Annotated in this window: 21 protein-coding genes; 16 read left to right on the top strand and 5 right to left on the bottom strand. The window is 73.1% G+C overall.

The window, feature by feature from the left end; all coding sequences use genetic code 11:
* Window positions 1–243 precede the first annotated feature (243 nt).
* The 5 genes from ACFWJO_RS03965 to ACFWJO_RS03985 all read left to right on the top strand — a co-directional run bounded on the left by ACFWJO_RS03965 (window position 244) and on the right by ACFWJO_RS03985 (window position 6,591).
* Window positions 244–1,035 (top strand): helix-hairpin-helix domain-containing protein, encoded by a 792-nt coding sequence (locus ACFWJO_RS03965; RefSeq protein ID WP_386863236.1) that lies wholly within the window; start codon window positions 244–246, stop codon window positions 1,033–1,035.
* Entirely contained in the window at window positions 1,032–3,644 is a 2,613-nt protein-coding gene (locus tag ACFWJO_RS03970; protein WP_386863237.1) for a ComEC/Rec2 family competence protein, read from the top strand. Before ACFWJO_RS03965 ends, ACFWJO_RS03970 begins: the two co-directional genes overlap by 4 nt.
* Before the next feature lie 55 nt (window positions 3,645–3,699).
* The gene (locus ACFWJO_RS03975) at window positions 3,700–4,296 is read left to right on the top strand and encodes a winged helix-turn-helix domain-containing protein (protein WP_386863238.1); all 597 of its coding nucleotides are present in this window, start codon (window positions 3,700–3,702) and stop codon (window positions 4,294–4,296) included.
* Window positions 4,297–4,299: 3 nt separating this feature from the next.
* Complete coding sequence (locus tag ACFWJO_RS03980) at window positions 4,300–5,559, top strand: MFS transporter (RefSeq protein ID WP_386863239.1); 1,260 nt, start codon at window positions 4,300–4,302, stop codon at window positions 5,557–5,559.
* Between the two features lie 141 nt (window positions 5,560–5,700).
* Entirely contained in the window at window positions 5,701–6,591 is an 891-nt protein-coding gene (locus ACFWJO_RS03985; protein WP_386863240.1) for a YceI family protein, read from the top strand.
* Between the two features lie 7 nt (window positions 6,592–6,598).
* On the opposite strand, the gene ACFWJO_RS03990 is transcribed toward ACFWJO_RS03985, so the two are convergent.
* The gene (locus ACFWJO_RS03990; RefSeq protein WP_384416733.1) at window positions 6,599–6,844 is read right to left on the bottom strand and encodes a hypothetical protein; all 246 of its coding nucleotides are present in this window, start codon (window positions 6,842–6,844) and stop codon (window positions 6,599–6,601) included.
* Window positions 6,845–6,899: 55 nt separating this feature from the next.
* Between ACFWJO_RS03990 and holA the strand changes: the two genes are divergently transcribed.
* Window positions 6,900–7,889, top strand: a complete 990-nt coding sequence (gene holA, locus ACFWJO_RS03995) for a DNA polymerase III subunit delta (RefSeq protein ID WP_386863241.1) — start codon at window positions 6,900–6,902, stop codon at window positions 7,887–7,889.
* A 250-nt stretch (window positions 7,890–8,139) separates the two neighbouring features.
* Here the strand turns inward: holA and rpsT are convergent, their stop codons facing one another.
* Window positions 8,140–8,406, bottom strand: coding sequence for a 30S ribosomal protein S20 (rpsT, locus tag ACFWJO_RS04000; RefSeq protein WP_030211082.1), 267 nt, complete (start codon window positions 8,404–8,406; stop codon window positions 8,140–8,142).
* Window positions 8,407–8,591: 185 nt separating this feature from the next.
* On the opposite strand from rpsT, the gene lepA reads away from it, so the two are divergent.
* The 3 genes from lepA to hemW all read left to right on the top strand — a co-directional run bounded on the left by lepA (window position 8,592) and on the right by hemW (window position 13,840).
* Entirely contained in the window at window positions 8,592–10,460 is a 1,869-nt protein-coding gene (gene lepA, locus ACFWJO_RS04005; RefSeq protein ID WP_386863242.1) for a translation elongation factor 4, read from the top strand.
* Window positions 10,461–10,653: 193 nt separating this feature from the next.
* Window positions 10,654–12,531 carry an AMP-dependent synthetase/ligase gene (locus ACFWJO_RS04010; protein WP_386863243.1) on the top strand — a complete coding sequence of 626 codons (1,878 nt, stop codon included), beginning with the start codon at window positions 10,654–10,656 and terminating at the stop codon, window positions 12,529–12,531.
* Between the two features lie 76 nt (window positions 12,532–12,607).
* Window positions 12,608–13,840: a radical SAM family heme chaperone HemW gene (hemW, locus tag ACFWJO_RS04015; RefSeq protein ID WP_386863244.1), complete on the top strand. Its 1,233-nt coding sequence runs from the start codon at window positions 12,608–12,610 to the stop codon at window positions 13,838–13,840.
* Window positions 13,841–14,202: 362 nt separating this feature from the next.
* Here the strand turns inward: hemW and ACFWJO_RS04020 are convergent, their stop codons facing one another.
* Both ACFWJO_RS04020 and ACFWJO_RS04025 read right to left on the bottom strand, forming a co-directional pair.
* Window positions 14,203–15,006 (bottom strand): DUF3097 domain-containing protein, encoded by an 804-nt coding sequence (locus tag ACFWJO_RS04020; protein WP_386863245.1) that lies wholly within the window; start codon window positions 15,004–15,006, stop codon window positions 14,203–14,205.
* Window positions 15,007–15,089: 83 nt separating this feature from the next.
* Entirely contained in the window at window positions 15,090–15,812 is a 723-nt protein-coding gene (locus ACFWJO_RS04025; protein WP_386863246.1) for an MBL fold metallo-hydrolase, read from the bottom strand.
* A 147-nt stretch (window positions 15,813–15,959) separates the two neighbouring features.
* Between ACFWJO_RS04025 and hrcA the strand changes: the two genes are divergently transcribed.
* From hrcA to ACFWJO_RS04060, 7 genes are all read left to right on the top strand, one after another.
* Complete coding sequence (gene hrcA / locus ACFWJO_RS04030; protein ID WP_386863247.1) at window positions 15,960–16,979, top strand: heat-inducible transcriptional repressor HrcA; 1,020 nt, start codon at window positions 15,960–15,962, stop codon at window positions 16,977–16,979.
* On the top strand, window positions 16,980–18,116 hold the full coding sequence (gene dnaJ / locus ACFWJO_RS04035) for a molecular chaperone DnaJ (protein ID WP_386863248.1): 1,137 nt from the start codon (window positions 16,980–16,982) through the stop codon (window positions 18,114–18,116).
* 189 nt (window positions 18,117–18,305) lie between these two features.
* Window positions 18,306–19,394: a nitronate monooxygenase gene (locus ACFWJO_RS04040; RefSeq protein ID WP_386863249.1), complete on the top strand. Its 1,089-nt coding sequence runs from the start codon at window positions 18,306–18,308 to the stop codon at window positions 19,392–19,394.
* Window positions 19,391–20,134, top strand: a complete 744-nt coding sequence (locus ACFWJO_RS04045; protein WP_386863250.1) for a 16S rRNA (uracil(1498)-N(3))-methyltransferase — start codon at window positions 19,391–19,393, stop codon at window positions 20,132–20,134. Before ACFWJO_RS04040 ends, ACFWJO_RS04045 begins: the two co-directional genes overlap by 4 nt.
* A gap of 106 nt (window positions 20,135–20,240) precedes the next feature.
* Entirely contained in the window at window positions 20,241–20,600 is a 360-nt protein-coding gene (locus ACFWJO_RS04050) for a histidine triad nucleotide-binding protein (RefSeq protein ID WP_386863321.1), read from the top strand.
* Between the two features lie 29 nt (window positions 20,601–20,629).
* Window positions 20,630–21,532 (top strand): ribonuclease Z, encoded by a 903-nt coding sequence (locus ACFWJO_RS04055; protein ID WP_386863251.1) that lies wholly within the window; start codon window positions 20,630–20,632, stop codon window positions 21,530–21,532.
* A 56-nt stretch (window positions 21,533–21,588) separates the two neighbouring features.
* A complete protein-coding gene (locus ACFWJO_RS04060; RefSeq protein WP_386863252.1) occupies window positions 21,589–22,593 on the top strand; it encodes an adenosine deaminase in 1,005 nt (334 codons plus the stop codon).
* Window positions 22,594–22,755: 162 nt separating this feature from the next.
* Here ACFWJO_RS04060 and ACFWJO_RS04065 read toward each other — a convergent pair whose 3' ends face one another.
* On the bottom strand, window positions 22,756–24,087 hold the full coding sequence (locus ACFWJO_RS04065) for an MFS transporter (protein ID WP_386863253.1): 1,332 nt from the start codon (window positions 24,085–24,087) through the stop codon (window positions 22,756–22,758).
* Window positions 24,088–24,217: the final 130 nt, after the last annotated feature.

Raw genomic sequence — 24,217 nt, forward strand, 5'->3', positions numbered from 1 at the left:
GCGGTACGCCGGCGGGGCGAGGCGCTGTTCCCGTCCGCGGCCCCGTCGCCTGCACCGGGACCGGCACAGGGCCCCTCGGTCTCCGCGGGCTCCCCGGTCTTGTCGGGCCCGCCGCAGGGGCCCGAGCCGCCCGAGCCGCCCGCGCCGCCATCGCGGTCGGCAGGGCCGCAGACAGAGCCGCATCCGGGGCCACCGCCGGGGGCGGTGTCGGGCGAGCGGGGGCGGGCCGGGCCCGAACCGCCCGTGCGGCGCGGGGAGATGGTCCGGCTCGCGCTGCGCGACCGGCTGCCGCTGTGGGTCCAGTCGCGGTGCGGGCTCGAGCGACGGTCGCTGGCCGCTCTCGCCGTGGTCCTTGCCGTGGCAGCGGGTGGCGCGGGGGCTTACTTCTGGGCGGGGCGGCCGGAGCAGGTGAGGGCGCCCGAGGTGGTCGCGGCGGCCCGGCCGCTGCCCGGGACGGCGGCGGCGTTCCCGGAAGCTGCGGCGACTTCGCCGACGGCTCCGGGGACGGGTGCGCTTCCTGACCCGATCGCCGGCGCGAGCACGAGCGGGAGCGTGAGGGCGAGCGCGGGTGCGGGTGCGGTCGTCGTGGTCGACGTCGGCGGCAAGGTGCGCCGGCCGGGAGTGTTCACCCTTCCCGCCGGTTCCCGGGTCACCGACGCCTTACGCGCGGCGGGCGGCATCCGCCCGGGCACGGACCTGACCGGCCTGAACCGGGCGCGGGTCCTCGTGGACGGGGAGCAGGTCGTCGTCGGGCTTCCCGTTCCCGCGACCGCCGGCGCGCTCGTGGGCGCCGCGGGCGCTGCGGGCGCTGTGGGTTCCGCGCCCGGGCCGCCGAGCCCGGCCAACCCGCTGAGCCTCAACGCGGCGACCGTCGAGCAGCTCGACGCCCTGCCCGGTGTCGGCCCGGTGCTCGCCCGGCACATCGTGGAACACCGTGTCGAGCACGGGGGTTTCCGGTCGGTGGCCGAGCTGCGGGACGTCAACGGGATCGGCGCGCGCAGGTTCGCGGACCTCGAGCCTCTGGTCCGGCCATGAGCGGGGAAATCCGTCCGGCGCCCTGGGACGAGGGTCCGGCCGATCTGCGGCTCGTGCCGCCGGCCCTCGCCGCCTGGGGCGGGGCGGCGCTCGCGGTGGGCGTCGCCGGCTGGTGGACGGTCGGAGGTGTCCTGCTGTGTCTGGCGGGCGCGGCGCTGCTTCTGGTCCCGGCCGCCCGGCGCGGACTGCGGGTGACCGCCTTCGCGGGTGTGCTGCTGTGCGCGGCGGCCGGGGCTGCGTCCGCCGGGTTCCACGCGGCGGATCTGCACCGGGGGCCGGTGCCCGAACTCGCCCGGGAGAACGGCCGGGTGGTGGCGGAGGTGGTGGTCACGTCCGACCCGAGGGTCACTCCGCCCAGGGTGCGCGGAAGCCGGGCGGCGCCGGTGTCCGTGGTCGTGGAGGGCGAGGTGACGACGGTCGAGGAGTGGGACGGCGCGGTGCACCGGACCAGGGCGCCGGTGCTGCTCGTGGTGCCGGCGGGGGAGGAGCGCGAGGCCTGGCTGCGGCTGCTGCCGTCGACCCGGCTGCGCGTGTCGGGCAGGCTCGCCGTCCCGACACGTTCCGGAGACCCGTTCGCCGCGGTGCTGCGGGCGGACGGCTCGGGGAAGCCGCGGATCACCGGGCCGCCGAGCGCGCTCCAGCGCACGGCGGGCGGACTGCGCGCCGGGCTGCGGCAGGCCACGGAGGGTCTCGCGCCCGATGCCCGGGCGTTGCTGCCGGGCCTGGTCGTCGGTGACACCTCCAGGATCGAGCCCGACCTCAAGGAGGCCTTCGAGGCCACGGATCTGACCCATCTCCTGGCTGTCTCAGGTTCCAATCTCACCCTCGTCCTGCTACTTCTCATCGGCAGACCCGGCACCGCGCAGCTGTCCGAGCGAGGCGGGCTCGCTCCACGCCTCGGTATTCCGCTGCGAGCGACGGCGTTCGCCGGGGGAGCGCTGACGCTGGCCTTCGTGGTGGTGTGCCGGCCCGATCCGAGCGTGCTGCGCGCGGCGGCCTGCGGACTCGTCACCCTGCTCGCCGTCGCGACCGGACGGCGGCGCTCGCTCATCCCGGCGCTCGCCGCCGTGGTGCTGGTCCTGGTGCTCTACGACCCCTGGTTGGCGCGGAGTTACGGCTTCCTGCTGTCGGTGCTGGCCACGGGAGCGCTGCTCACGGTTGCCCCGCGCTGGAGCGAGGCGCTGCGGCGGCGGAGGGTGCCGGGCAGGATCGCGGAGGCGCTGGCGGCGACGCTTGCGGCGCAGGCCGTGTGCGCGCCGGTCGTGGCGGTCTTCGCGGCGCGGGTGAGCCTGGTCGCGGTGCCGGCGAATCTCCTGGCGGAGCCGGCGGTGGCCCCGGCCACCGTGCTCGGGTTCCTCACGCTGGCCCTGGCGGCCGTCTGGCCGGGAGCGGCAGAGGCGGTGGCCTGGCTCGCCGGGCTGCCGGCCGGGTGGATCGCGAGGGTGGCCCGGACCGGGGCGGCGCTGCCCGGCGCGGAGACGTCCTGGCCGGGCGGCTGGTGGGGCGGGCTGCTGCTCGCGCTGCTGACCGGGCTCGTGCTCCTGGCTGTCCGGGGCCTGCCGTGGCGGCGGTGGATCGGGGTGGCCTGTGCGGCACTGCTGCTCCTGGCGGTGGTGCGGCCGCCGCCGCTGGTCCGGCTGGTGTCCGGATGGCCGCCGCCGGGATGGGTGTTCGCGATGTGCCAGGTCGGTCAGGGGGACGCGATCGTGCTCGCGGCCGGTGGTGACACGGCCGTCGTGGTGGACGCGGGACCCGATCCGGCGCCGGTGGACCGGTGCCTACGGGACCTCGGGGTGCGCCGGATTCCGCTCCTGGTGCTCACCCACTTCCACGCGGACCATGTCGCCGGGCTGCCGGGGGTTCTGCGAGGACGGGCGGTCGGGGCGATCCAGACGACCGGGCTCGAAGAGCCGCAGGGGCAGGCGGAGTTCGTGCGGCGGACGGCGCGTGCGGCCGGGGTTCCCCTGGTGCGGGCCGGGGCGGGCGAGCGGCGCAGGCTGGGCCCGCTGGAGTGGTGGGTGCTGTGGCCGCGGGCCGGTCCGGGCGGCGCGGGCCGGCCGGAGGGCTCGGCGGCTGCCGGGCAGCCGGGAGAACCGGGAGAGGTGAGGGAGCTGGAGGAGTCGAGGGAGCTGGGGGAAACAGGGGAGTCGGGGGACTCGGATGGGTTGGGGGACTCGGGTGGGTCTGGGGAGCCGGGTGGGTCGGGGGACTCGGGCGGGTCTGGGGAGGCTGGGGTCAACGATGCCAGCGTGACCTTGTTCGTGCGGGCTGCCGGCGGGGTGAGTGTGCTGCTGCTCGGCGATCTCGAACCTCCGGGCCAGCAGGCGCTGTTGCGGGCGTACCCGGCGCTGCCGCCCGTGGACGTGCTCAAGGTCGCCCACCATGGCTCGGCCCATCAGGACCCGAGGCTGATACGGGCGGTGCGGCCGAGGCTCGCGCTGGTGTCGGCCGGCCGGGACAACCCGTACGGGCATCCTTCGCCGCGGACGGTGCGGGCGCTCAGGGCGGGCGGGGCGCGGGTGCTGAGCACGGACCGGGACGGGGCGATCGCGGTCAGCGGTGCGGGCGCCGGGCTGACGGCGCACACCTCCGCGGTCGGCACCGGCTGAGGGCTCGCCTAAAGAAACCGTTGTAAAGGAGTCTTTCTAAAGATATGTTTTCATCATGACGGAGCAGCCTCGCAGCATCCAGCTCAACGACCCCCGCGCCCTGCGCGCCTACGCCCATCCGACGCGGATGACCCTGGTGGGTCTGCTCCGGAGCGAAGGGCCCTTCACGGCCACACGGGCGGCCGAGCTGACCGGAGAGTCCGTCGCCAGCTGCTCGTACCACCTGCGGATACTCGCCAAGTACGGGCTGGTGGAGCAGGCGCCCGGCGGCAAGGGGCGGGAGAAGCCCTGGCAGGCGACGGCGCGGTACACCGAGTGGCCGGGCCACAGTGAGGACCCGGCCGTCGCCGAGGCGGCGGACGCGCTGAGCGGAGCCGCGATCCAGCTCTACTTCCAGCGGGTCCTCCGGGCCGTGGAGAACCGGCGCACCCTGCCCAGGGAGTGGCAGGAGGCCGAACAGTTCGGCGACTCGTTGCTCTACCTCACCCCCGAGGAGCTCGCGGATCTCGGGCGGCGGATGGAGGAGCTGCTGCGGCCCTACGAGGACCGCGACACCGATGCGGCCCGGCGGCCCGAGGGCGCCCGGCCGGTCAGCGTCCTGAGGATCGCCTACCTGCAGCGGGAGAACCCCGACAGCGACGAGGAGGAGTGACCCATGGCGATCGCCGCACGCATACCCGCGCTGCTGCGCGAGCGGTCCTTCCGGCGGTACTGGACCGGGCAGACCGTCTCGCTCGTCGGCGACCAGATCTCGCTGATGGCGCTGCCGCTCGCCGCCGTGCTCGTCCTGGGCGCCGACGCGGCCGAGATGGGCTGGCTCAAGACGGCCGAGCTGCTGCCCGCGCTGCTGCTCAACCTGCCGCTCGGGGCCTGGGCCGATCGCCAGGCCCACCGCCGGCGCGCGATGATCGCGGCCGACATCGGCAGGGCGGTGCTGCTGCTGACCCTGCCCGTCGCCCATCTGCTCGGCATGCTGACGCTCGGTCAGCTGTACGCGGTGGCCTTCGGGGTGGGAGCGCTGAGCGTGCTGTTCGAGGCGTGCAACACCACGCTGTTCGTGGCGCTGGTGCCCACCGAGCGGTATGTGCAGGCGAACTCGCTGGTCAACGGCAGTCGTTCGACGGCCTGGCTGGCGGGTCCTGGGATCGGCGGGGTCCTGGTTCAGGTGCTCACGGCGCCGTTCGCGCTGCTGGCGGACGCGCTCACGTACCTGGTCTCGGCCGGTTACCTGGCCAGGATCCGCCCGGTCGAGCCGCCTCCCGCGCCCGTCGGGAAGGGGCACTTCACCGAAGGGCTGCGCTGGGTGCTGCGCGACCCCTCGATGCGCGCGCTGTTCGCCGCGTCGGGCACGGTGCAGTTCTTCAACTACATGTTCCACACCCTCTTCGTCCTCTACGCGACCACCGAGCTCGGCCTGAGCGCGGGCCTGCTGGGCGCGCTGCTCGCGGCCGGGGCCGTCGGCGGGCTGATCGGGGCGGCGCTCAGCGGGGCGGTCGTCAGGCGGATCGGCATCGGACCTTCGCTCGTCACCGGCTTCGTGGGCTTCACCCTGCCCCTGCTCCTCATACCGGCCGCGAGCGGTCCGCTGCCGCTCGTCGTCGGCCTGCTCTTCCTCGCCGAGTTCCTGTCCTGCGTCGGCGTGATGATGGCCGACGTCGCCGGCGGATCGTTCCAGATGGCCTGGATACCCGACGCCGTCCGGTCGCGGGTGATGGGCGCCTACCGGATGCTCAACCACGGTTTCCGTCCGGTCGGCGCGCTCGTCGGCGGGCTGCTCGGCACGGCGCTGGGGCTGCGCCCCACGCTCTGGATCGCGACCGTGGGCGCGCTGTTCGCGGTGCTGTGGCTGCTGCCCTCGCCGGTGCCGCGCCTCCGGAAGCTGCCGGAGCGGGCGCCGGTAGCCGAGCCCGTGTGAGCGTCGTCGAGCGGTGGTCACCGGAATCTTTAATTCGGACCTCCGGTAACACTTCCGCTGTTTGCCTCGAACAGCGCAACAGTGATCGAATGTGTATTCGTTGAAACGGAAACGTGAGCGGTTTGTCCGGGGGTATGTGCGGTGTTCGGTCTGTTCGGCAAGCGTGGTGCGGGGACCTCTCGGGGCGGTCCGTTCGCGGGGATCGCGCTGCCCGCGTCGGCGGGCGTCCTGAGCTGCCGGGTCCTCGACCCCGTCGACGAGCCGGTGCGCCAGGCCGAGTTCACGCTCTCCGACGCGGTCGGCCGCAAGGTCCTCGCCGGTGAGACCGACCCGTACGGCACGGTCCTCGCGACCGTGCCGGCCGGGGAGTACCGGCTCGCGGTCACGGCCGAGGGCTACACCCCGTACCACGGCAACGCCGTCGTCGAGGAGAGCGGTCACGCGGGCCTGGGCGACGTGCGGCTCCAGGTCGCACCCCAGCAGGCCCTGCCCGAGCCGGGTGACTGGGAGATCGACCCCACGCACTCGCAGATCGGCTTCACCGCGCGGCACATCGGCCTCGCGCGGATCCACGGCCGGTTCAACAGCTTCGCGGGCGCGGTCCGGATCGCCGAGCGCATGGAGCACTCGGCCATGCACGTCGTCATCGACGCCGCCTCCATCGACACCGGCGTCCGGATGCGCGACGACCACCTGCGCTCCGGCGACTTCCTCGACGTCGGCGCGTACCCGACGATGGAGTTCTACAGCGAGCGCTTCGTCCACAGGGGCGGCAGCCGCTGGGCCGTCACCGGCGCGCTCACCCTGCACGGCGTCAGCCGTACGGTCACCCTCGACACCCAGTACCTGGGCCTCGGGAACGGGCTGCAGGGCGAGACCCGCGGCGCCTGCCGGGCGACCACCGAGCTGCACCGCGAGGACTTCACCCTCACCTGGCAGACGCTGCTCGCCCGCGGCATCGCGGCGGTCGGCTCCAGCATCACCATCGACCTGGACGTCCAGATCGTCCCCAAGGCCGCACCGGCGGCCTGAGCCGGCCCTACGGGGCCTCCAGCCAGCCCTCGTACTCGGCGGCCAGCGCGTCGAGCGCCGCCGGGTCGAGACGGCCCTCCGGGTCCTCGACCACCACCAGCCACTGGGCGTCCTCGGCGTCGTCCTCGCCCGCCAGGGCGTCCCGGACCAGCTGGGGCTCCTCGGCGACGCCGAAGCGGTCGGGCAGCTCCTCGGCGACCTCCTCGGCCGCGTCGCGGTCGGGCAGGACCAGTACGTGTCTCACATCGCTCACGTGCACATTCTCGACGACGCCCGGCTGTCGGTGGCGCGTGGGATGCTGGAGCGCGATGGCCACCAAGAAGTCTTCCCCCGACGACCTCCTCGCCCCCGTCACGCTCGCGGTGGGCCAGGAGGACCTGCTGCTCGACCGCGCGGTGCGCGAGGTGGTGGCGGCCGCGCGGGCCGCCGACGCCGACACGGACGTGCGCGACCTCGCCCCCGAACAGCTGCAGCCCGGCGCGCTCGCCGAGCTGACCAGCCCCTCCCTCTTCGCCGAGCGCAAGGTCCTGGTGATGCGGAACGCACAGGACCTGCCGGCGGAGACGATCAAGGAGATCAAGGCGTATCTCGACGCGCCGGCCGAGGAGATCACCCTCGTGGTGCTGCACGCGGGCGGCGCCAAGGGCAAGGGGCTCCTCGACGCGGCCCGCAAGGCGGGCGCGCGGGAGGTGGCCTGCCCGAAGACGACGAAGCCGGCGGAGCGGCTGACGTTCGTGCGGCAGGAGTTCCGGTCGCTCGGCCGTTCGGCCACGCCCGAGGCCTGCCAGGCGCTCGTGGACGCGATCGGCAGCGACCTGCGGGAGCTGGCCTCCGCCGTGGCGCAGCTCACCTCGGATGTCGACGGCACCATCGACGAGGCGGTCGTCGGGCGCTATTACACGGGCCGCGCCGAGGCCTCGTCCTTCACCGTCGCGGACCGCGCCGTCGAGGGACGCGCGGCGGAGGCCCTGGAGGCCCTGCGCTGGTCCCTGTCGACCGGTGTCGCGCCTGTCCTCATCACCAGCGCGCTCGCCCAGGGCGTCCGGGCGATCGGCAAGCTCTCCTCGGCCCGCGGCGGCCGCCCCGCCGACCTCGCCCGCGAGCTGGGCATGCCCCCCTGGAAGATCGACCGGGTGCGCCAGCAGATGCGCGGCTGGACCCCGGACGGCGTCTCCCTCGCCCTGCGCGCGGTCGCCGAGGCCGACGCCGGCGTCAAGGGCGGCGGCGACGATCCCGAGTACGCCCTGGAGAAGGCCGTCGTCACCGTCGCCCGCGCGGCCCGCATGCGACGCGGCTGACACCCGCCGGCAGTCCGCCGCCCGACGCCCGCCCCGCCGTACCGACGGCAAAGGCGCCCCGCCGCCCCCGCCCGTACCGACGGCGAAGGCCCCGTCGCCTCCTGGGGAAGGAGGGCGGCGGGGCCTTCGTCGTACAGCTGGTGTGGCCCGTACACGCGTGGCGAACGCGTCTCGCGTACGGAGCCGGGGTGGCCGGCCGGGAGCGGTTAGAGGGCCCGCTGGGTCCCGTACGGCCTGGTCACATCAGAGCTCAGCCCTGGAGGGAGGCAACCTTGGTGGCCAGCGCCGACTTCTTGTTGGCGGCGGCGTTCTTGTGGATGACACCCTTCGAGACAGCCTTGTCGAGCTGACGCGAAGCGGCACGAGCGGCCACGGTGGCCTTCTCGAGGTCGCCGGCGGCGACAGCCTCGCGGGCCTTGCGGATCGCGGTCTTGAGCGACGACTTGACGGCCTTGTTGCGAAGGCGCGCCTTCTCGTTGGTCTTGTTCCGCTTGATCTGGGACTTGATGTTCGCCACGAAAAGAGCCTTTACAGGTTCGATGTTTCTTCAGGATGTGCCGCGCAGCTGAGAGGGCACACGAGACACAGCCGTCCACGATATCAGCCGCCCTCCACGCCGCCCAAACCGACCGAGGTCCCGCGGTCATGGGACGATGGAGCCTACGTATCCGTTCTGAACATCGCCCGAGACGAGAACCCTGCGTGCCCGCGACTCCTACCAACGTGCCCGAGCCGAGCCGTACCGACCCGGCTCTGATCCGCAATTTCTGCATCATCGCGCACATCGACCACGGCAAGTCGACGCTTGCCGACCGGATGCTCCAGCTGACCGGTGTGGTCGACCAGCGGCAGATGCGCGCCCAGTACCTCGACCGGATGGACATCGAGCGTGAGCGCGGCATCACGATCAAGTCCCAGGCCGTCCGTCTGCCCTGGGCCCCGACCGAGGGGTCGGAGCAGGGGCGTACGCACATCCTGAACATGATCGACACCCCGGGGCACGTCGACTTCACCTACGAGGTCTCGCGTTCGCTCGCCGCCTGCGAGGGCACGATCCTGCTGGTGGACGCCGCCCAGGGCATCGAGGCGCAGACGCTGGCCAACCTCTACCTGGCGATGGAGAACGACCTCACCATCGTCCCCGTGCTCAACAAGATCGACCTCCCGGCCGCCCAGCCGGAGAAGTTCGCCGAGGAGCTGGCGAACCTCATCGGCTGCCAGCCGGAGGACGTCCTCAAGGTCTCCGCGAAGACCGGCATGGGCGTCGAGGCGCTCCTCGACCGCGTCGTCCGGGACATCCCGGCCCCGGTGGGCGTCGCCGACGCCCCGGCGCGCGCGATGATCTTCGACTCGGTCTACGACTCGTACCGCGGTGTCGTGACGTACGTCCGTGTCGTCGACGGCCAGCTCAACAAGCGCGAGCGCATCCGCATGATGTCGACCGGCGCCACCCACGAGCTCCTGGAGATCGGCACCAACTCGCCGGAGATGCTGCCGGCCGACGGCCTCGGCGTCGGCGAGGTGGGCTACCTCATCACCGGTGTGAAGGACGTCCGGCAGTCCAAGGTCGGTGACACCATCACCTCCCAGTCCAAGGGCGCCCAGGAGGCGCTCGGCGGCTACAAGGACCCGAAGCCGATGGTCTTCTCCGGTCTGTACCCGCTGGACGGCTCCGACTACCCGGAGCTGCGCGACGCGCTCGACAAGCTCCAGCTGAACGACGCCGCGCTGGTCTACGAGCCGGAGACCTCCGCCGCGCTCGGCTTCGGCTTCCGCGTCGGCTTCCTCGGCCTGCTCCACCTGGACGTGATCCGCGAGCGCCTGGAGCGCGAGTTCGGCCTCGACCTGATCGCCACCGCCCCCAACGTGGTCTACCGCGTGGTCATGGAGGACGGCAGCGAGCACACGGTCACCAACCCGAGCGAGTTCCCCGAGGGCAAGATCAGCGAGGTGTACGAGCCGGTCGTGCGCGCCACGATCCTCGCGCCCACCGAGTTCATCGGCTCGATCATGGAGCTGTGCCAGAACCGGCGCGGCACCCTCCTCGGCATGGACTACCTCTCCGAGGACCGGGTCGAGATCCGCTACACCCTCCCGCTGGCCGAGATCGTCTTCGACTTCTTCGACCAGCTGAAGTCCAAGACCCGCGGCTACGCCTCGCTCGACTACGAGCCCACCGGCGAGCAGTCCTCCAGCCTGGTCAAGGTCGACATCCTGCTGCACGGCGACAAGGTGGACGCCTTCTCGGCGATCACCCACAAGGACGCCGCCTACGCCTACGGCGTGCGGCTGGTCGCCAAGCTGCGCGAGCTCATCCCGCGGCAGGCCTTCGAGGTGCCCATCCAGGCCGCCATCGGCTCCCGGGTCATCGCCCGCGAGACCATCCGCGCCATCCGCAAGGACGTCCTCGCCAAGTGCTACGGCGGTGACATCTCCCGTAAGCGGAAGCTGCTGGAGAAGCAGAAGGAAGGCAAGAAGCGGATGAAGATGGTCGGTTCGGTGGAGGTGCCGCAGGAGGCCTTCATCGCCGTCCTGTCGAGTGACGAATCCTCCGCCAAGGGCAAGAAGTAGGCACACGGAAAGGCCCCCGTACCGACGGTACGGGGGCCTGTTTCGTTATATGCAAGCTCTTACGCGCCAGTCTCCGGCGCTCTACTCTGAACCCGCCGCAGGTTACTCGCCAGTTAGTTACGCGTTACGCATCGCCCCCACCGCTTTGCCCGATCGCCCCGCCTGACCGCACCGCCGCCGCCCGGAGGACGTCGTGAGCGACACACAGACCCTGATCGAGAACCGGCCGCCGTCCGTGGCGGCGCTCTTCCTTGAGCGCGTCGAGCGGACCCCGGACGCCGAGGCCTACCGCTACCCGGTACCCGCCGCCTCCGGCCAGGGTCCCGACGACTGGAAGTCGCTCAGCTGGGCACAGGCCGCCGAGCGGGTCCACGCCATCGCCGCCGGACTCATCGACCTCGGCGTCGAGCCCGAGGAGCGGGTCGCCCTCGCCTCCGCCACCCGGGTCGAATGGATCCTCGCCGACCTCGGCGTCATGTGCGCCGGCGCCGCCGTCACCACGGTCTACCCGCAGACCAACGCCGAGGAGTCGGCCTTCATCCTCTCCGACTCCGCCTCGCGCGTGCTGATCGCGGAGAACGCCGACCAGCTCGCCAAGGCCGTCGAGCGCCGCGCCGACCTCCCGGAGCTCCACCACGTCGTGGTCATCGACCCCGAGGGCGCCGACACCTCCGACGAGTGGGTGCTCACGCTCGCCGAGCTGGAGGCACGCGGCAAGGCGTACCTGGAGAAGCACCCCGAGGTCGTCAAGGAGCGCGTCGCCGCGATCACCTCCGACCAGCTCGCCACCCTCATCTACACCTCCGGCACCACCGGCCGCCCCAAGGGCGTGCGGCTGCGGCACGACAGCTGGTCGTACATGGCCAAGGCCATCGCCGCCACCGGCCTCGTCACCCAGGACGACGTCCAGTACCTGTGGCTGCCGCTCGCCCACGTCTTCGGCAAGGTGCTCACCTCCGGCCAGATCGAGGTCGGCCACGTCACCGCCGTCGACGGCCGCATCGACAAGATCATCGTCAATCTGCCGGTCGTGCAGCCCACCTACATGGCCGCCGTCCCGCGCATCTTCGAGAAGGTCTACAACGGCGTGGCCGCCAAGGCCCGCGAGGGCGGCGGCGCCAAGTACAAGATCTTCCAGTGGGCGGCGGAGGTCGCCCGCGAGTACGCCAAGGTCACCCAGGACAACTTCCGCCGCACCGGCACCGCCTCCGCGCCCTTCGGCCTCACCGCCAAGCACAAGGTCGCCGACGCGCTCGTCTACAAGAAGCTCCGTGAGGCCTTCGGCGGCCGGCTGCGCGCCGCCGTCTCCGGCTCCGTCGCCCTCGCTCCCGAGATCGGCTACTTCTTCTCCGGCGCCGGCATCCACATCCTGGAGGGCTACGGCCTGACGGAGTCCTCCGCCGCCTCCTTCGTCAACCCGGGCGAGGCGTACCGCACCGGCACCGTCGGCAAGCCGCTGCCCGGCACCGAGGTCCGCATCGCCGACGACGGCGAGATCCTGCTCCGCAGCCCCGGCATCATGGAGGGCTACCACGGCCTCCCGGAGAAGACCGCCGAGGTCCTGGAGTCCGACGGCTGGTTCCACACCGGCGACATCGGCGAGCTGTCCGCCGACGGCTACCTGCGGATCACCGACCGCAAGAAGGACCTGTTCAAGACCTCCGGCGGCAAGTACATCGCCCCGACGGAGATCGAGGGCCAGTTCAAGGCCGTCTGCCCGTTCGTCTCGAACATCGTGGTGCTCGGCGCCGACCGGAACTACTGCTCCGCCCTCATCGCCCTCGACGAGCCGTCCATCCTGAGCTGGGCCGCCGAGCACGACCTCGCCGGCAAGTCCTACGCGGAGGTCGTCGCCGCCCCGCAGACCGAGAAGCTGATCGAGGGCTACGTCTCCCGCCTCAACGAGGGCCTGCAGCGCTGGCAGACGATCAAGAAGTTCCGCCTGCTGCCGCGCGACCTCGACGTCGAGCACGGCGAGCTCACGCCGAGCCTGAAGATGAAGCGGCCGGTCGTCGAGCGGACCTACCAGCACCTGATCGACGAGATGTACGAGGGAGCGCGGGAGGCCTGACCTGCGGATACCGCGTTCGGCGCGGAGTTTTCCACAGGCTCGCCGGCACTGTCGGGCAGTACGGGACAATGGCTTCATGCCTTCCGTACTGCCCGATGGTGAGCCCATGCCCGAGGACGGAGCGCTGCCCGCGAGCGCCCTGCGAGGGGCCGGGGAGCGTCCGCTCGGGTTCTACCTGCACGTGCCGTACTGCGCCACGCGGTGCGGTTACTGCGACTTCAACACGTACACCGCGAGCGAGCTGCGCGGTGCCGGAGGCGTGCTCGCCTCCCGGGAGAACTATGCGGGGCAGGTCGCGGAGGAGATACGACTCGCCCGCAAGGTGCTCGGCGACGACCCGCGGCCGGTGCGGACCGTCTTCGTCGGCGGCGGCACGCCCACGCTGCTCGACGCGGCGGACCTGGTGTCGATGCTGTCCGTCGTCCGGGACGAGTTCGGGCTCGCCGACGACGCCGAGGTGACGACCGAGGCCAACCCGGAGTCGGTCGGCCCCGCGTATCTGGAGGAGCTGCGGGCCGGCGGCTTCAACCGGATCTCGTTCGGCATGCAGAGCGCCCGGCAGCACGTGCTGAAGATCCTCGACCGCAGCCACACCCCGGGCCGCCCCGAGGCGTGCGTCGCGGAGGCGCGGGCGGCGGGCTTCGAGCACGTGAACCTGGACCTGATCTACGGCACGCCCGGCGAGTCCGACGAGGACTGGCGGGCGTCGCTTGAGGCGGCGCTCGGCGCCGGACCCGACCACATCAGCGCCTACGCGCTGATCGTGGAGGAGGGCACCCAGCTGGCCCGGCGCATCCGCCGCGGCGAGATACCGATGACCGACGACGACGTCCACGCCGACCGGTACCTGATGGCGGAGGAGACGCTGTCCGGGGCGGGCTTCGAGTGGTACGAGGTGTCCAACTGGGCCACCTCGGAGGCCGGCCGCTGCCTCCACAACGAGCTGTACTGGCGCGGCGCCGACTGGTGGGGCGCCGGACCCGGCGCGCACAGTCACGTGGGCGGGGTCCGCTGGTGGAACGTCAAGCATCCCGGCGCGTACGCCGCGGCGCTGGGCGAGGGACGGTCACCGGGAGCCGGACGCGAGGTCCTGTCGGACGAGGACCGGCGGGTGGAGCGGGTCCTGCTGGAGCTGCGGCTGCGGGAGGGCGTCGAGCTGGGGCTGCTGAAGCCGGCGGGCCTGGCCGCCTCCCGGAAGGCCCTGGACGACGGACTCCTCGCCCCCGGCCCGTACGCCGAGGGCCAGGCGGTCCTGACCCTGCGGGGCCGCCTCCTGGCCGACGCCGTCGTCCGGGACCTGGTGGACTAGAACGCGGCTCCCGCGTCCCGCCACGCGGGCACGCGTCCCGCAGGTCTGCGCCCGCCCGCCGGGCCTGCGCCGTGTCCTACCGCCGTGTGGGCATTCGTCCCGCTGGGGCGGGACGGGTGGGCACACGGGACGGCGCCCTTGGCGGGCGCCTCCGCCCTCTGCACCTGCCCGCACCACCAGGGCGCAGCGCCCTACGGGTGACCGTCCACGCGCGGGGGCCTGGGCCCGGCAAGGGGCGCCGTCCCGTTGTGCCCACCCGTCCCGCCCCGCGGGACGAAGGCCCACAACGGGGAGGGGCGCCGCACGGGCGGGTGGGGAACGCCCTGCGGGGTGTGGTCCGCGACGGGTGCTGCCCCCGGGGGCTACGGGGCCGTTACGAAGTCGATCAGTTCTTCCACGCGGCCCAGGAGTTCCGGTTCCAGGTCCTTGTAGGAGGTCACCTTCGACAGGATGTGCTGCCAGGCGGCGCCCGTGTTCTCCGGCCAGCCGAGGGCGCGGCAGACGCCGGTCTTCCAGTCCTGGCCGCGGGGGACGGCGGGCCAGGCGGGGATGCCGAGGGAGGCCGGCTTCACGGCCTGCCAGACGTCGATGTAGGGGTGGCCGACGACCAGGACGTCGGGCGAGGTGACCTGCGCGGCGATCCGGGACTCCTTGGAGCCCGGCACCAGGTGGTCGACCAGGACGCCCAGCCGGGCGTCCGGCCCCGGGGCGAACTCGGCCACGATCGCCGGGAGGTCGTCCACGCCCTCCAGGTACTCCACCACCACGCCCTCGATGCGCAGGTCGTCGCCCCAGACCCGTTCCACCAGCTCCGCGTCGTGCCGGCCCTCCACGTAGATGCGGCCCGCCCGGGCGACCCGGGCCCGGGCGCCCGGGACGGCGATCGAGCCCGAGGCGGTACGGGCGGGGCGAGCCGGTGCCGGGCGGGACGGGCGGACCAGGGTGACCGTGCGGCCCTCCAGGAGGAAGCCGCGCGGTTCCATCGGGAAGACCCGGTGCTTGCCGAAGCGGTCCTCCAGGGTCACCGTGCCCGCCTCGCAGCGGATCACCGCCCCGCAGAAGCCCGTCGTCACCTCCTCGACCACCAGGTCACGGTCCGCCGGGACCTCCGGAACGGGCGCCGAACGCTTCCACGGCGGCGTCAGGTCGGGGTTGTAGCTCCGCATGGGCTCGATTCTGTCCGGTGAGGCGGCGGAAGCGCAGTCGAGGGGGCGTCAGATCCCGGGCCTCGTCGCGCATTCGGGCGACGCTACGACACCTCGAAGCGGCGTGCCAGCTCATCCCGCTGGCGCCGCACGAAGTCCGCGTCCACCACCGCGCCGTGCCCCGGCACGTACACCGCGTCCTCGCCGCCCAGGGACAGCAGACGGTCGAGGGCGGCCGGCCAGCGCGACGGGATCGCGTCCGGGCCTGCCTGGGGCTCGCCTGACTCCTCCACCAGGTCCCCGCAGAAGACGATCTCGCGCTCCCCGGACACCAGCAGGGCCAGATCGTGACCCGTGTGGCCCGGGCCGACGTTCGCGAGGAGGACCTGGCGACCGCCCAGGTCGAGGGTCCACTCGCCGGTCACGGTGTGCCGCGGCGCCACCAGGACCTCGGCGGCCTCCGCCGCGGCCCGCTCGTCCACCCCGTGCCGTACCGCGTCCCCGCGCAGCGCCTCGCGGTCCCGCAGCAGCAGCGTGTCCATGCCCACCGCCCCGAAGACCTCGGCGCCGGCGAACACCGCCGTGCCCAGCACGTGGTCGAAATGGGGGTGACTCAGTGCGACATGCGTCACCCTCCGGCCACCCGTGAGCGCCGCCACCTGCGACCGCAGCTCGGCGCCCTGCGCGAGCGTGGCGCCCGTGTCGTACAGGAGGACCGCGTCCCGCCCGATGACCAGGCCCGACGTGGCGTCCCAGCCCGCCAGCCGGCACCTCCCCACGCCGTCCCCGAGCCGTTCCCATCCGTACGCTTCCCAGTCCAGGTCCATGGCGTGACGCTAACCGCTCCGAGCCCGCCTCCTTGCCAGGAGCGACGTGGGCCGCCGTACACTGGCCGGGGGATTCCTGGCACTCGAACAGGGCGAGTGCCAAAACCGGAGCAACCGGAACCGGATCGACAGCTGGAGGTGCGCGCGATGCTCAGCGAACGCAGGCTCGAGGTGCTGCGCGCCATCGTCCAGGACTACGTCGGGACGGAGGAGCCGGTCGGCTCGAAGGCGCTCACCGAGCGGCACAAGCTGGGTGTCTCGCCCGCCACCGTCCGCAACGACATGGCGGTCCTCGAGGAGGAGGGCTACATCGCCCAGCCCCACACCAGCGCCGGACGCATCCCCACCGACAAGGGCTACCGGCTGTTCGTCGACCGGCTGGCCGGCGTCAAGCCCCTGTCGACGCCCGAGCGGCGGGCGATCCACAACTTCCTCGACGGAGCGGTCGACCTCGACGACGTCGTCGGCCGCACGGTCCGGCTGCTCGCGCAGCTGACCCGGCAGGTCGCCGTCGTGCAGTACCCCTCGCTGACCCGTTCGACGGTCAGGCACGTGGAACTGCTGTCGCTGGCGCCCGCCCGGCTGATGCTGGTGCTGATCACCGACACCGGCCGGGTCGAGCAGCGGGTCATCGACTGCCCGGCGCCCTTCGGCGAGACCTCCCTCGCCGATCTGCGGGCCCGGCTCAACAGCCGCGTCGTCGGCCGCCGCTTCGCGGACGTGCCGCAGCTGGTGCAGGACCTGCCCGAGTCCTTCGAGGACATCGAGGACCGCGGCACGGTCTCGACCGTGCTCGCGACCCTGCTCGAAACCCTGGTGGAGGAGCAGGAGGAGCGGCTCATGATCGGCGGAACCGCCAATCTGACCCGCTTCGGACACGACTTCCCCCTCACGATCAGGCCCGTCCTGGAGGCTCTCGAGGAGCACGTGGTGCTCCTGAAGCTGCTCGGCGAGGCCAAGGAATCCGGCATGACCGTACGCATCGGGCACGAGAACGGCCACGAGGGCCTGACCTCCACGTCCGTCGTCTCGGTCGGCTACGGTTCCGGCGGCGAGGCAGTCGCCAAACTCGGCGTGGTCGGACCGACCCGCATGGACTACCCCGGAACGATGGGAGCGGTACGCGCAGTGGCACGTTACGTCGGACAGATCCTGGCGGAGTCGTAAGTGGCCACGGACTATTACGCCGTACTCGGCGTACGCCGAGACGCGTCCCAGGACGAGATCAAGAAGGCCTTCCGCCGGCTCGCCCGCGAGCTTCACCCGGACGTGAACCCGGACCCGAAGACGCAGGAGCGGTTCAAGGAGATCAACGCCGCGTACGAGGTGTTGTCGGACCCGCAGAAGAAGCAGGTCTACGACCTCGGCGGCGACCCGCTCTCCTCGTCCGGCGGCGGCGGGGCCGGTGGCTTCGGCGCGGGCGGCTTCGGCAACTTCTCGGACATCATGGACGCCTTCTTCGGTACGGCGTCCCAGCGCGGCCCGCGCTCGCGCACCCGGCGCGGCCAGGACGCGATGATCCGCCTGGAGGTCACCCTCGACGAGGCCGCCTTCGGCACCACCAAGGACATCCAGGTCGACACGGCCGTCGTCTGCACCACCTGCTCCGGAGAGGGCGCCGCGCCCGGCACCTCCGCGCAGACCTGTGACATGTGCCGCGGCCGCGGTGAGGTCTCCCAGGTCACGCGGTCCTTCCTCGGCCAGGTCATGACCTCCCGTCCCTGCCCGCAGTGCCAGGGCTTCGGCACCGTCGTCCCGACCCCGTGCCCCGAGTGCGCGGGCGACGGCCGGGTCCGTTCCCGCCGCACGCTCACGGTCAAGATCCCGGCCGGCGTCGACAACGGCACCCGGATCCAGCTGGCCGGCGAGGGCGAGGTCGGCCCGGGCGGCGGCCCGGCCGGCGACCTGTACGTCGAGATCCACGAGACCCCGCACGAGGTCTTCCAGCGGCGCGGCGACGACCTGCACTGCACGGTCACGCTCCCGATGACGGCGGCCGCCCTCGGCACGAAGGTGCAGCTCCAGACCCTCGACGGTCTGGAGGACGTCGACATCCGTCCGGGCACCCAGTCCGGCCAGTCGATCCCGCTGCACGGCCGCGGCGTCACCCACCTCCGCGGCAACGGCCGCGGCGACCTGATCGTCCACGTCGAGGTCCAGACCCCGACGAAGCTCGACCCGGAGCAGGAGCGCCTGCTGCGCGAGCTGTCGAAGCTCCGCGGCGAGGAGCGCCCGCAGGGGCAGTTCCAGCCGGGGCAGCAGGGGCTGTTCTCGCGGTTGAAGGACGCGTTCAACGGGCGGTAGTCGCGCTGCCGGGGGTCCGGGGTCGCCCCCGGGCCGGCACAGTCAGCCGGGGCAGCAGGGGCTGTTCTCGCGGTTGAAGGACGCGTTCAACGGGCGCTGAGCCGGGCACGTGAGCGACGGGCGTCCCGCACTGGTGCGGGGCGCCCGTCGTGTTTCGGCCCGGCCGTCGCGGCATGACACGATGCCTGCATGTCCACCGCACTGAACGATCTCTCGCGTTTTCCGATCGTGCAGGCCCCCATGGCGGGTGGCGCCTCCTGTCCCGAGCTCGTCGGTGCCGTGTGCGAGGCCGGGGCGCTCGGGTTCCTGGCCGGCGGGTACAAGACCGCCGGCGGGCTCTACCAGGAGATCAAGCAGGTCCGCGGACTCACCGCGCGGCCCTTCGGGGTCAACCTCTTCATGCCGCCGGGCGGGCTGCCCGCCGACCGGGCCGCCGTCGAGGTGTACGGACACCAGCTGGCCGGCGAGGCCGGCTGGTACGAGACCCCGCTCGGCGATCCCGACCAGGGCCGGGACGACGCGTACGACGCCAAGCTGGCGATCCTGCTCGACGACCCCGTCCCCGTCGTCTCCTTCACCTTCGGCTGCCCCGACCGTGACGCGCTCGACGCCTTCGCCCGGGCCGGTACGTTCACGATCGTCACCGTCACCTCCGTCGAGGAGGCCCGGACCGCCGAGCGGGCCGGCGCGGACGCCGTCTGCGTGCAGGGCGTCGAGGCGGGCGGGCACCAGGGCACCCACCGCGACGACCCGGCCGCCGGGCCCGGCGACGCCGGCGGCGGCCGGGGGCTGCTCACCCTGCTCACCGAGGTCCGCGAGCACGTCCGGCTGCCGATCGTCGCGACCGGCGGGATCATGCGCGGTCGGCAGATAGCCGCCGCCCTCGCGGCGGGCGCCGATGCCGCCCAGCTGGGCACCGCGTTCCTGGTCTGCCCCGAGTCGGGCGCGCATCCGCTGCACAAGCGGGCCATGACCGACCCGCTGTTCACCCACACCGAGCTCACCCGGGCCTTCTCCGGGCGGCCGGCGCGCGGTCTGGTGAACCGTTTCCTGCGCGAGCACGGGCCGTACGCCCCCGCCGCCTACCCCGAGGTCCACCACCTCACCGCCCCGCTGCGCAAGGCCGCCGCGACCGCCGGGGACCCGCAGGGCATGGCCCTGTGGGCCGGGCAGGGCCACCGTCTCGCCCGCGAGCTGCCGGCCGGCCGGCTCGTCGAGGTGCTGGCCGCCGAGCTCACCACCGCGCTCAACGATCTCGTCCAGAGGAACCAGACATGACCGCTCCCGTCTTCGTCGTCGACACCGTCCCCGCCCCCGGAGGCTTCCTCCTCGACGGGCCCGAGGGCCGGCACGCCGTGTCCGTGAAGCGGCTGCGCGCCGGGGAGGAGCTGGTGCTCACTGACGGCCGGGGCGGCTGGGCCGAGTGCGTGGTCACCGCCGCCGAGGGCAAGGACCAGCTGACGGTCGAGGTCACCGCCGTCCACGAGGAGCCCGAGCCCGCGCCCCGCGTCACCGTCGTCCAGGCCCTCCCCAAGGGGGACCGCGGCGAGCTGGCCGTCGAGACCATGACGGAGACGGGCGTCGACGGGATCGTGCCGTGGGCCGCGTCGCGCTGCATCACCCAGTGGAAGGGCGACCGCGGTCTGAAGGCCCTCGGGAAGTGGCGGGCGACCGCCCGCGAGGCGGGCAAGCAGTCGCGCCGCACCCGCTTCCCCGAGGTCGCGGAGCTCATGACGGGCAAGCAGGTCGCCGCGTTCCTCGCGGAGGCCGACTTCGCCGCCGTCCTGCACGAGGACCGCGACCACCCGAGCGGCGCCCTGGCGACCGCCGAACTGCCCGCGACGGGCTCGATCGTCCTCGTCGTCGGGCCCGAAGGCGGCGTCTCGCCGGAGGAGTTGGCGCTGTTCGAGGAGGCCGGCGCCAGGCCGTACCGCCTCGGGCCGAGCGTTCTGCGCACCTCCACGGCGGGTACGGCGGCCGCGGCGCTCGTCCTCGGGCGGACCGGCCGCTGGTCGTGAGCGACGCCGGCCGGACGTGGCCGGGACGGTGGTCCTGAGCGCTGTCCGACCGCACCGATAGCATGCGCGTGTACTGATGATCGACGGAGGCGAGGAGGCCCGGGCCATGGCCGGAGAGCCGCAGAGCGACTGCCTGTTCTGCAAGATCGCGGAGGGGGAGGTCCCGGCGACGATCGTGCGCGCGACGGAGACGACCGTCGCGTTCCGCGACATCAACCCGCAGGCGCCGACGCACGTCCTCGTCATCCCGCGCCTGCACTACCCGGACGCCGCCTCCCTCGCCGCCGCCGCGCCGACCGTGGCCGCCGACATACTGCGTGAGGCCGGCGAGGTCGCGGCGCAGGAGAAGGTCGACGGCAGCGGGTTCCGGATCGTGTTCAACACGGGCACCGGCGCCGGTCAGACCGTCTTCCACGCCCACGCGCACGTTCTCGGCGGCCGTGGCCTCAACTGGCCGCCCGGGTAACCCGGACGGACCGGACGGAGTCAGAACCCTTGTCCGTACGCGAACTGGTCGTCCTCGGCACGGCCAGCCAGGTCCCGACCCGGCACCGCAACCACAACGGCTATCTGCTGCGCTGGGACGGCCACGGCATCCTCTTCGACCCCGGTGAGGGCACCCAGCGGCAGATGCTCAGGGCCGGGGTCGCGGCGCACGACCTGAACCGGATCTGCGTCACGCACTTCCACGGCGACCACTCGCTCGGCCTGGCCGGGGTGATCCAGCGGATCAACCTCGACCAGGTGCCGCACCAGGTCACCGCGCACTACCCGGCGAGCGGGCAGCGTTTCTTCGAGCGGCTGCGGTACGCGACGGCCTACCGCGAGACGGTGAAGCTGACCGAGGCGCCGGTGGCGGCCGACGGGCCGCTGGCCGTCACCGGCGCGTTCACGCTCGACGCGCGCCGGCTGTCCCACCCCGTGGAGTCGTACGGCTACCGGCTGACCGAGCCCGACGGGCGCCGCCTCCTGCCCGAGCGGCTGGCCGCGCACGGCATCGCGGGCCCCGACGTGGGCCGGCTCCAGCGGGAGGGCGCCCTGAACGGCGTCACGCTGGAGGACGTGAGCGAGGTGCGGCGCGGGCAGCGGTTCGCGTTCGTCATGGACACCCGGCTGTGCGACGGGGTGTACGCGCTCGCCGAGGGCGCGGACATGCTCGTCATCGAGTCGACCTTCCTCGACGAGGACGTCCAGCTCGCCGTGGACCACGGACACCTGACGGCCGGCCAGGCCGCGGCCGTGGCCCGGGACGCGGGCGTGCGGCACCTCGTCCTGACGCACTTCTCGCAGCGGTACGCGGACCCGGAGGAGTTCGAGCGGCAGGCGCGGGCCGCCGGGTTCGAGGGGGAACTGAGCATCGCGCAGGACCTGATGAGGGTCCCCGTACCGAAGAGATAGCCCCCGACAGCCTCCCGACAGCCTCCCGTACCCCACGCACAGACAGACCGAGAACCATGCCTGTACCCAAGGCCGAACTTCACCTCCACATCGAAGGCACCCTCGAACCCGAGCTGGCCTTCGCGCTCGCCGCGCGCAACGGCGTGACGCTGCCGTACGCCGACACGGCGGCGCTGCGCGAGGCCTACCGCTTCAGCGACCTGCAGTCCTTCCTGGACCTGTACTACGGCGTGCTGGCGGTGCTGCGCACCGCGGACGACTTCACGGAACTCGCCGACGCGTACCTGGCGCGCGCGGCGCGACAGGGCGTGCGGCACGCCGAGATCTTCTTCGACCCGCAGGCGCACATCGCGCGGGGCGTCCCGATGGGCGTGGTCGTGGAGGGGCTCGGCGCGGCGCTCGACCGCGCGGAGGAACGGCACGGGATCTCCACCCGGCTCATCATGTGCTTCCTGCGCGACGAGCCGGCCGAGTCGGCGATGGCCACGCTGGACGCCGCGAAGCCGTATCTCGACCGCATCACCGGGGTCGGCCTGGACTCCGCGGAGGTCGGGCATCCGCCGGCGAAGTTCCGCGAGGTGTACGCGGAGGCCGCGCGGCTCGGTCTGCGGCGGGTCGCCCACGCGGGCGAGGAAGGCCCGGCGGAGTACATCCGCGAGGCGCTCGACGTGCTGGGCGTCGAGCGCGTCGACCACGGCCTGCGCTGCCTGGAGGACCCGTCGCTGGTCGAGCGCCTGGTCCGCGAGCGGGTGCCGCTGACGCTGTGTCCGTTGTCGAACGTGCGGCTGCGGGCGGTCGACGTGCTCGAGTCGCACCCGCTGCGGTCGATGCTGGAGGCCGGGCTCGTGGCGACGGTCAACTCCGACGATCCGGCGTACTTCGGCGGTTACGCGGGCGACAACTTCGACGCGGTGCGGGAGGCGTTGGGGCTCGGCCCCGAGGACCTGAGGACGCTCGCCCGGAACTCGTTCCTGGCGTCCTTCCTGGAGGACGACGAGGCGCGGCGGGAGCGGTACCTGGCGGAGGTCGAGGCGTACGAGTTCGGCGCGGGCGGAGCGTAGGCGCGGGCCGAGCGCAGGCGGGGCGCCTGCGGCGGGCCATTCCCCACCCCGCCCCTTCCCGAACCGGGGCTCCGCCCCGGACCCCCCCGCGCCTCAAGCGCCGGCGGGGCTGGATGTGGCCCGCGGGCCCCGCGCCTCCGTCGGCGGGCCGGATGGGCGTCGTTACGCGCGGTCCGTCGGGCGGGCCAGGTGGAAGGTGGACTTCGGGCGGCGGTCGGGGGCGGGGACCGGGATCGGGGTGATCTCCTGTTCCGGGGCGCCGATCTGGGGCACCAGGGCGCTCGGCGGGGTCGTCGCGGCGAGGACCGCGGCGGGTGCGCCGCCGCGGCGGCGGACGGAGCCGGGGACCAGCGGGCGGCCGGAGGCGTGGCGGGCGACGGCGGTCATGGGTACGGCGACCAGGAGGAGCAGGGCGCAGAGGACCGCGCCCATGCCCGGGTAGCCGGCCGCCTCCGACAGGACGCTGCCGGTGACCGGGCCGCAGGCCACGCCCAGCGAGGAGGCCGAGCCGACCAGGACGGCCCAGCGGCCGCGCGGGTCGAGCGAGGCGGCGAGGCCGAGGAGGTAGGAGAGCACGACCGGGTAGACCGCGTTCCACGCGATCTCGCCGGTCGCGAAGGACACCGGTCCCTCGGCGGCCGAGCTCAGCAGCACGCAGCCCGCGATCAGCGCCGTGCCCGCGCCGATCGGCACCGCCCGGCCGAGCCGTGCGCCCAGGGCGCCCGCCCCGATGACGCCGAGCAGCCCGGCGCCGAGCGCCACGGCGAACACCATCCCGAGCGCGACCTCGGACAGGCCCGCCTGCGTCAGGCCGATCCGGCCGCTGACGCCCCACAGCGCGTTCTGGGCCATGGACCAGCACAGGATGGCGGCGGCCAGGACGGTTCCGGCGCCGCGGTGGGGGAGCGGCGCGTCGTCGGCGGTCCGGGCGTGCGCGGAGGATCGTGTGCCGTCCGGCAGCCACCTCGTCGACGGTGCCACCACGACGGCCACGGCCGCGATCGCCGCGAACGGCAGCGCGTGGCCGCCGCCCAGGTGCGGCAGGGTCAGGTAGAGCGCTCCGGCCGTCGCCGAGACCGACAGCAGGCCGAGGGCCGAGGCGCGGTGGGGGTCCGGGCGGCCCGCGATGCCCGCCGCTGCCACCGCCGTCGCCGTGCCGGAGCCGAAGCCGCCGACGACCGCGCCCGCGACGACGAGGGGGACGAGGCCGGTCGCCGCGGCCGTGCCGTAGCCGAGGATCATGAGCGCGAGGCCGAGGCGGGCGGCCCGGCGGGGGCCGGTCCGCTCGACGCGTGCGGCCAGCGTGAAGCCCGCCGAGGCAGAGCCGAGGAGCAGGATCGAGCCGATCAGACCGGCTGTGGAGGGACCGAGGCCGAGACCGGCGGACAGCCGTCCGACGACCGTGGGCAGCAGGTACGGGGCGACGTAACCGGCCGTGAAGAGGGCGACGAGAGCGACGAGCGCCCCCAGGGCACGCGGGCGGCGCGACGGCATGGGCGTTCCAGGAACTGAACGGGGAAATGAGACGGCGCCCGGTGATCCACGGGGTCGCGGCACCATGTGTATCAAGCATCCGAGTGGGCGGAGAAGGTGTTTGTCCCCTGATTCCCCCGATTCGGTCTGT

It is taken from the genome of Streptomyces sp. NPDC127092, from assembly GCF_042722475.1.
GTDB lineage: Bacteria > Actinomycetota > Actinomycetes > Streptomycetales > Streptomycetaceae > Streptomyces.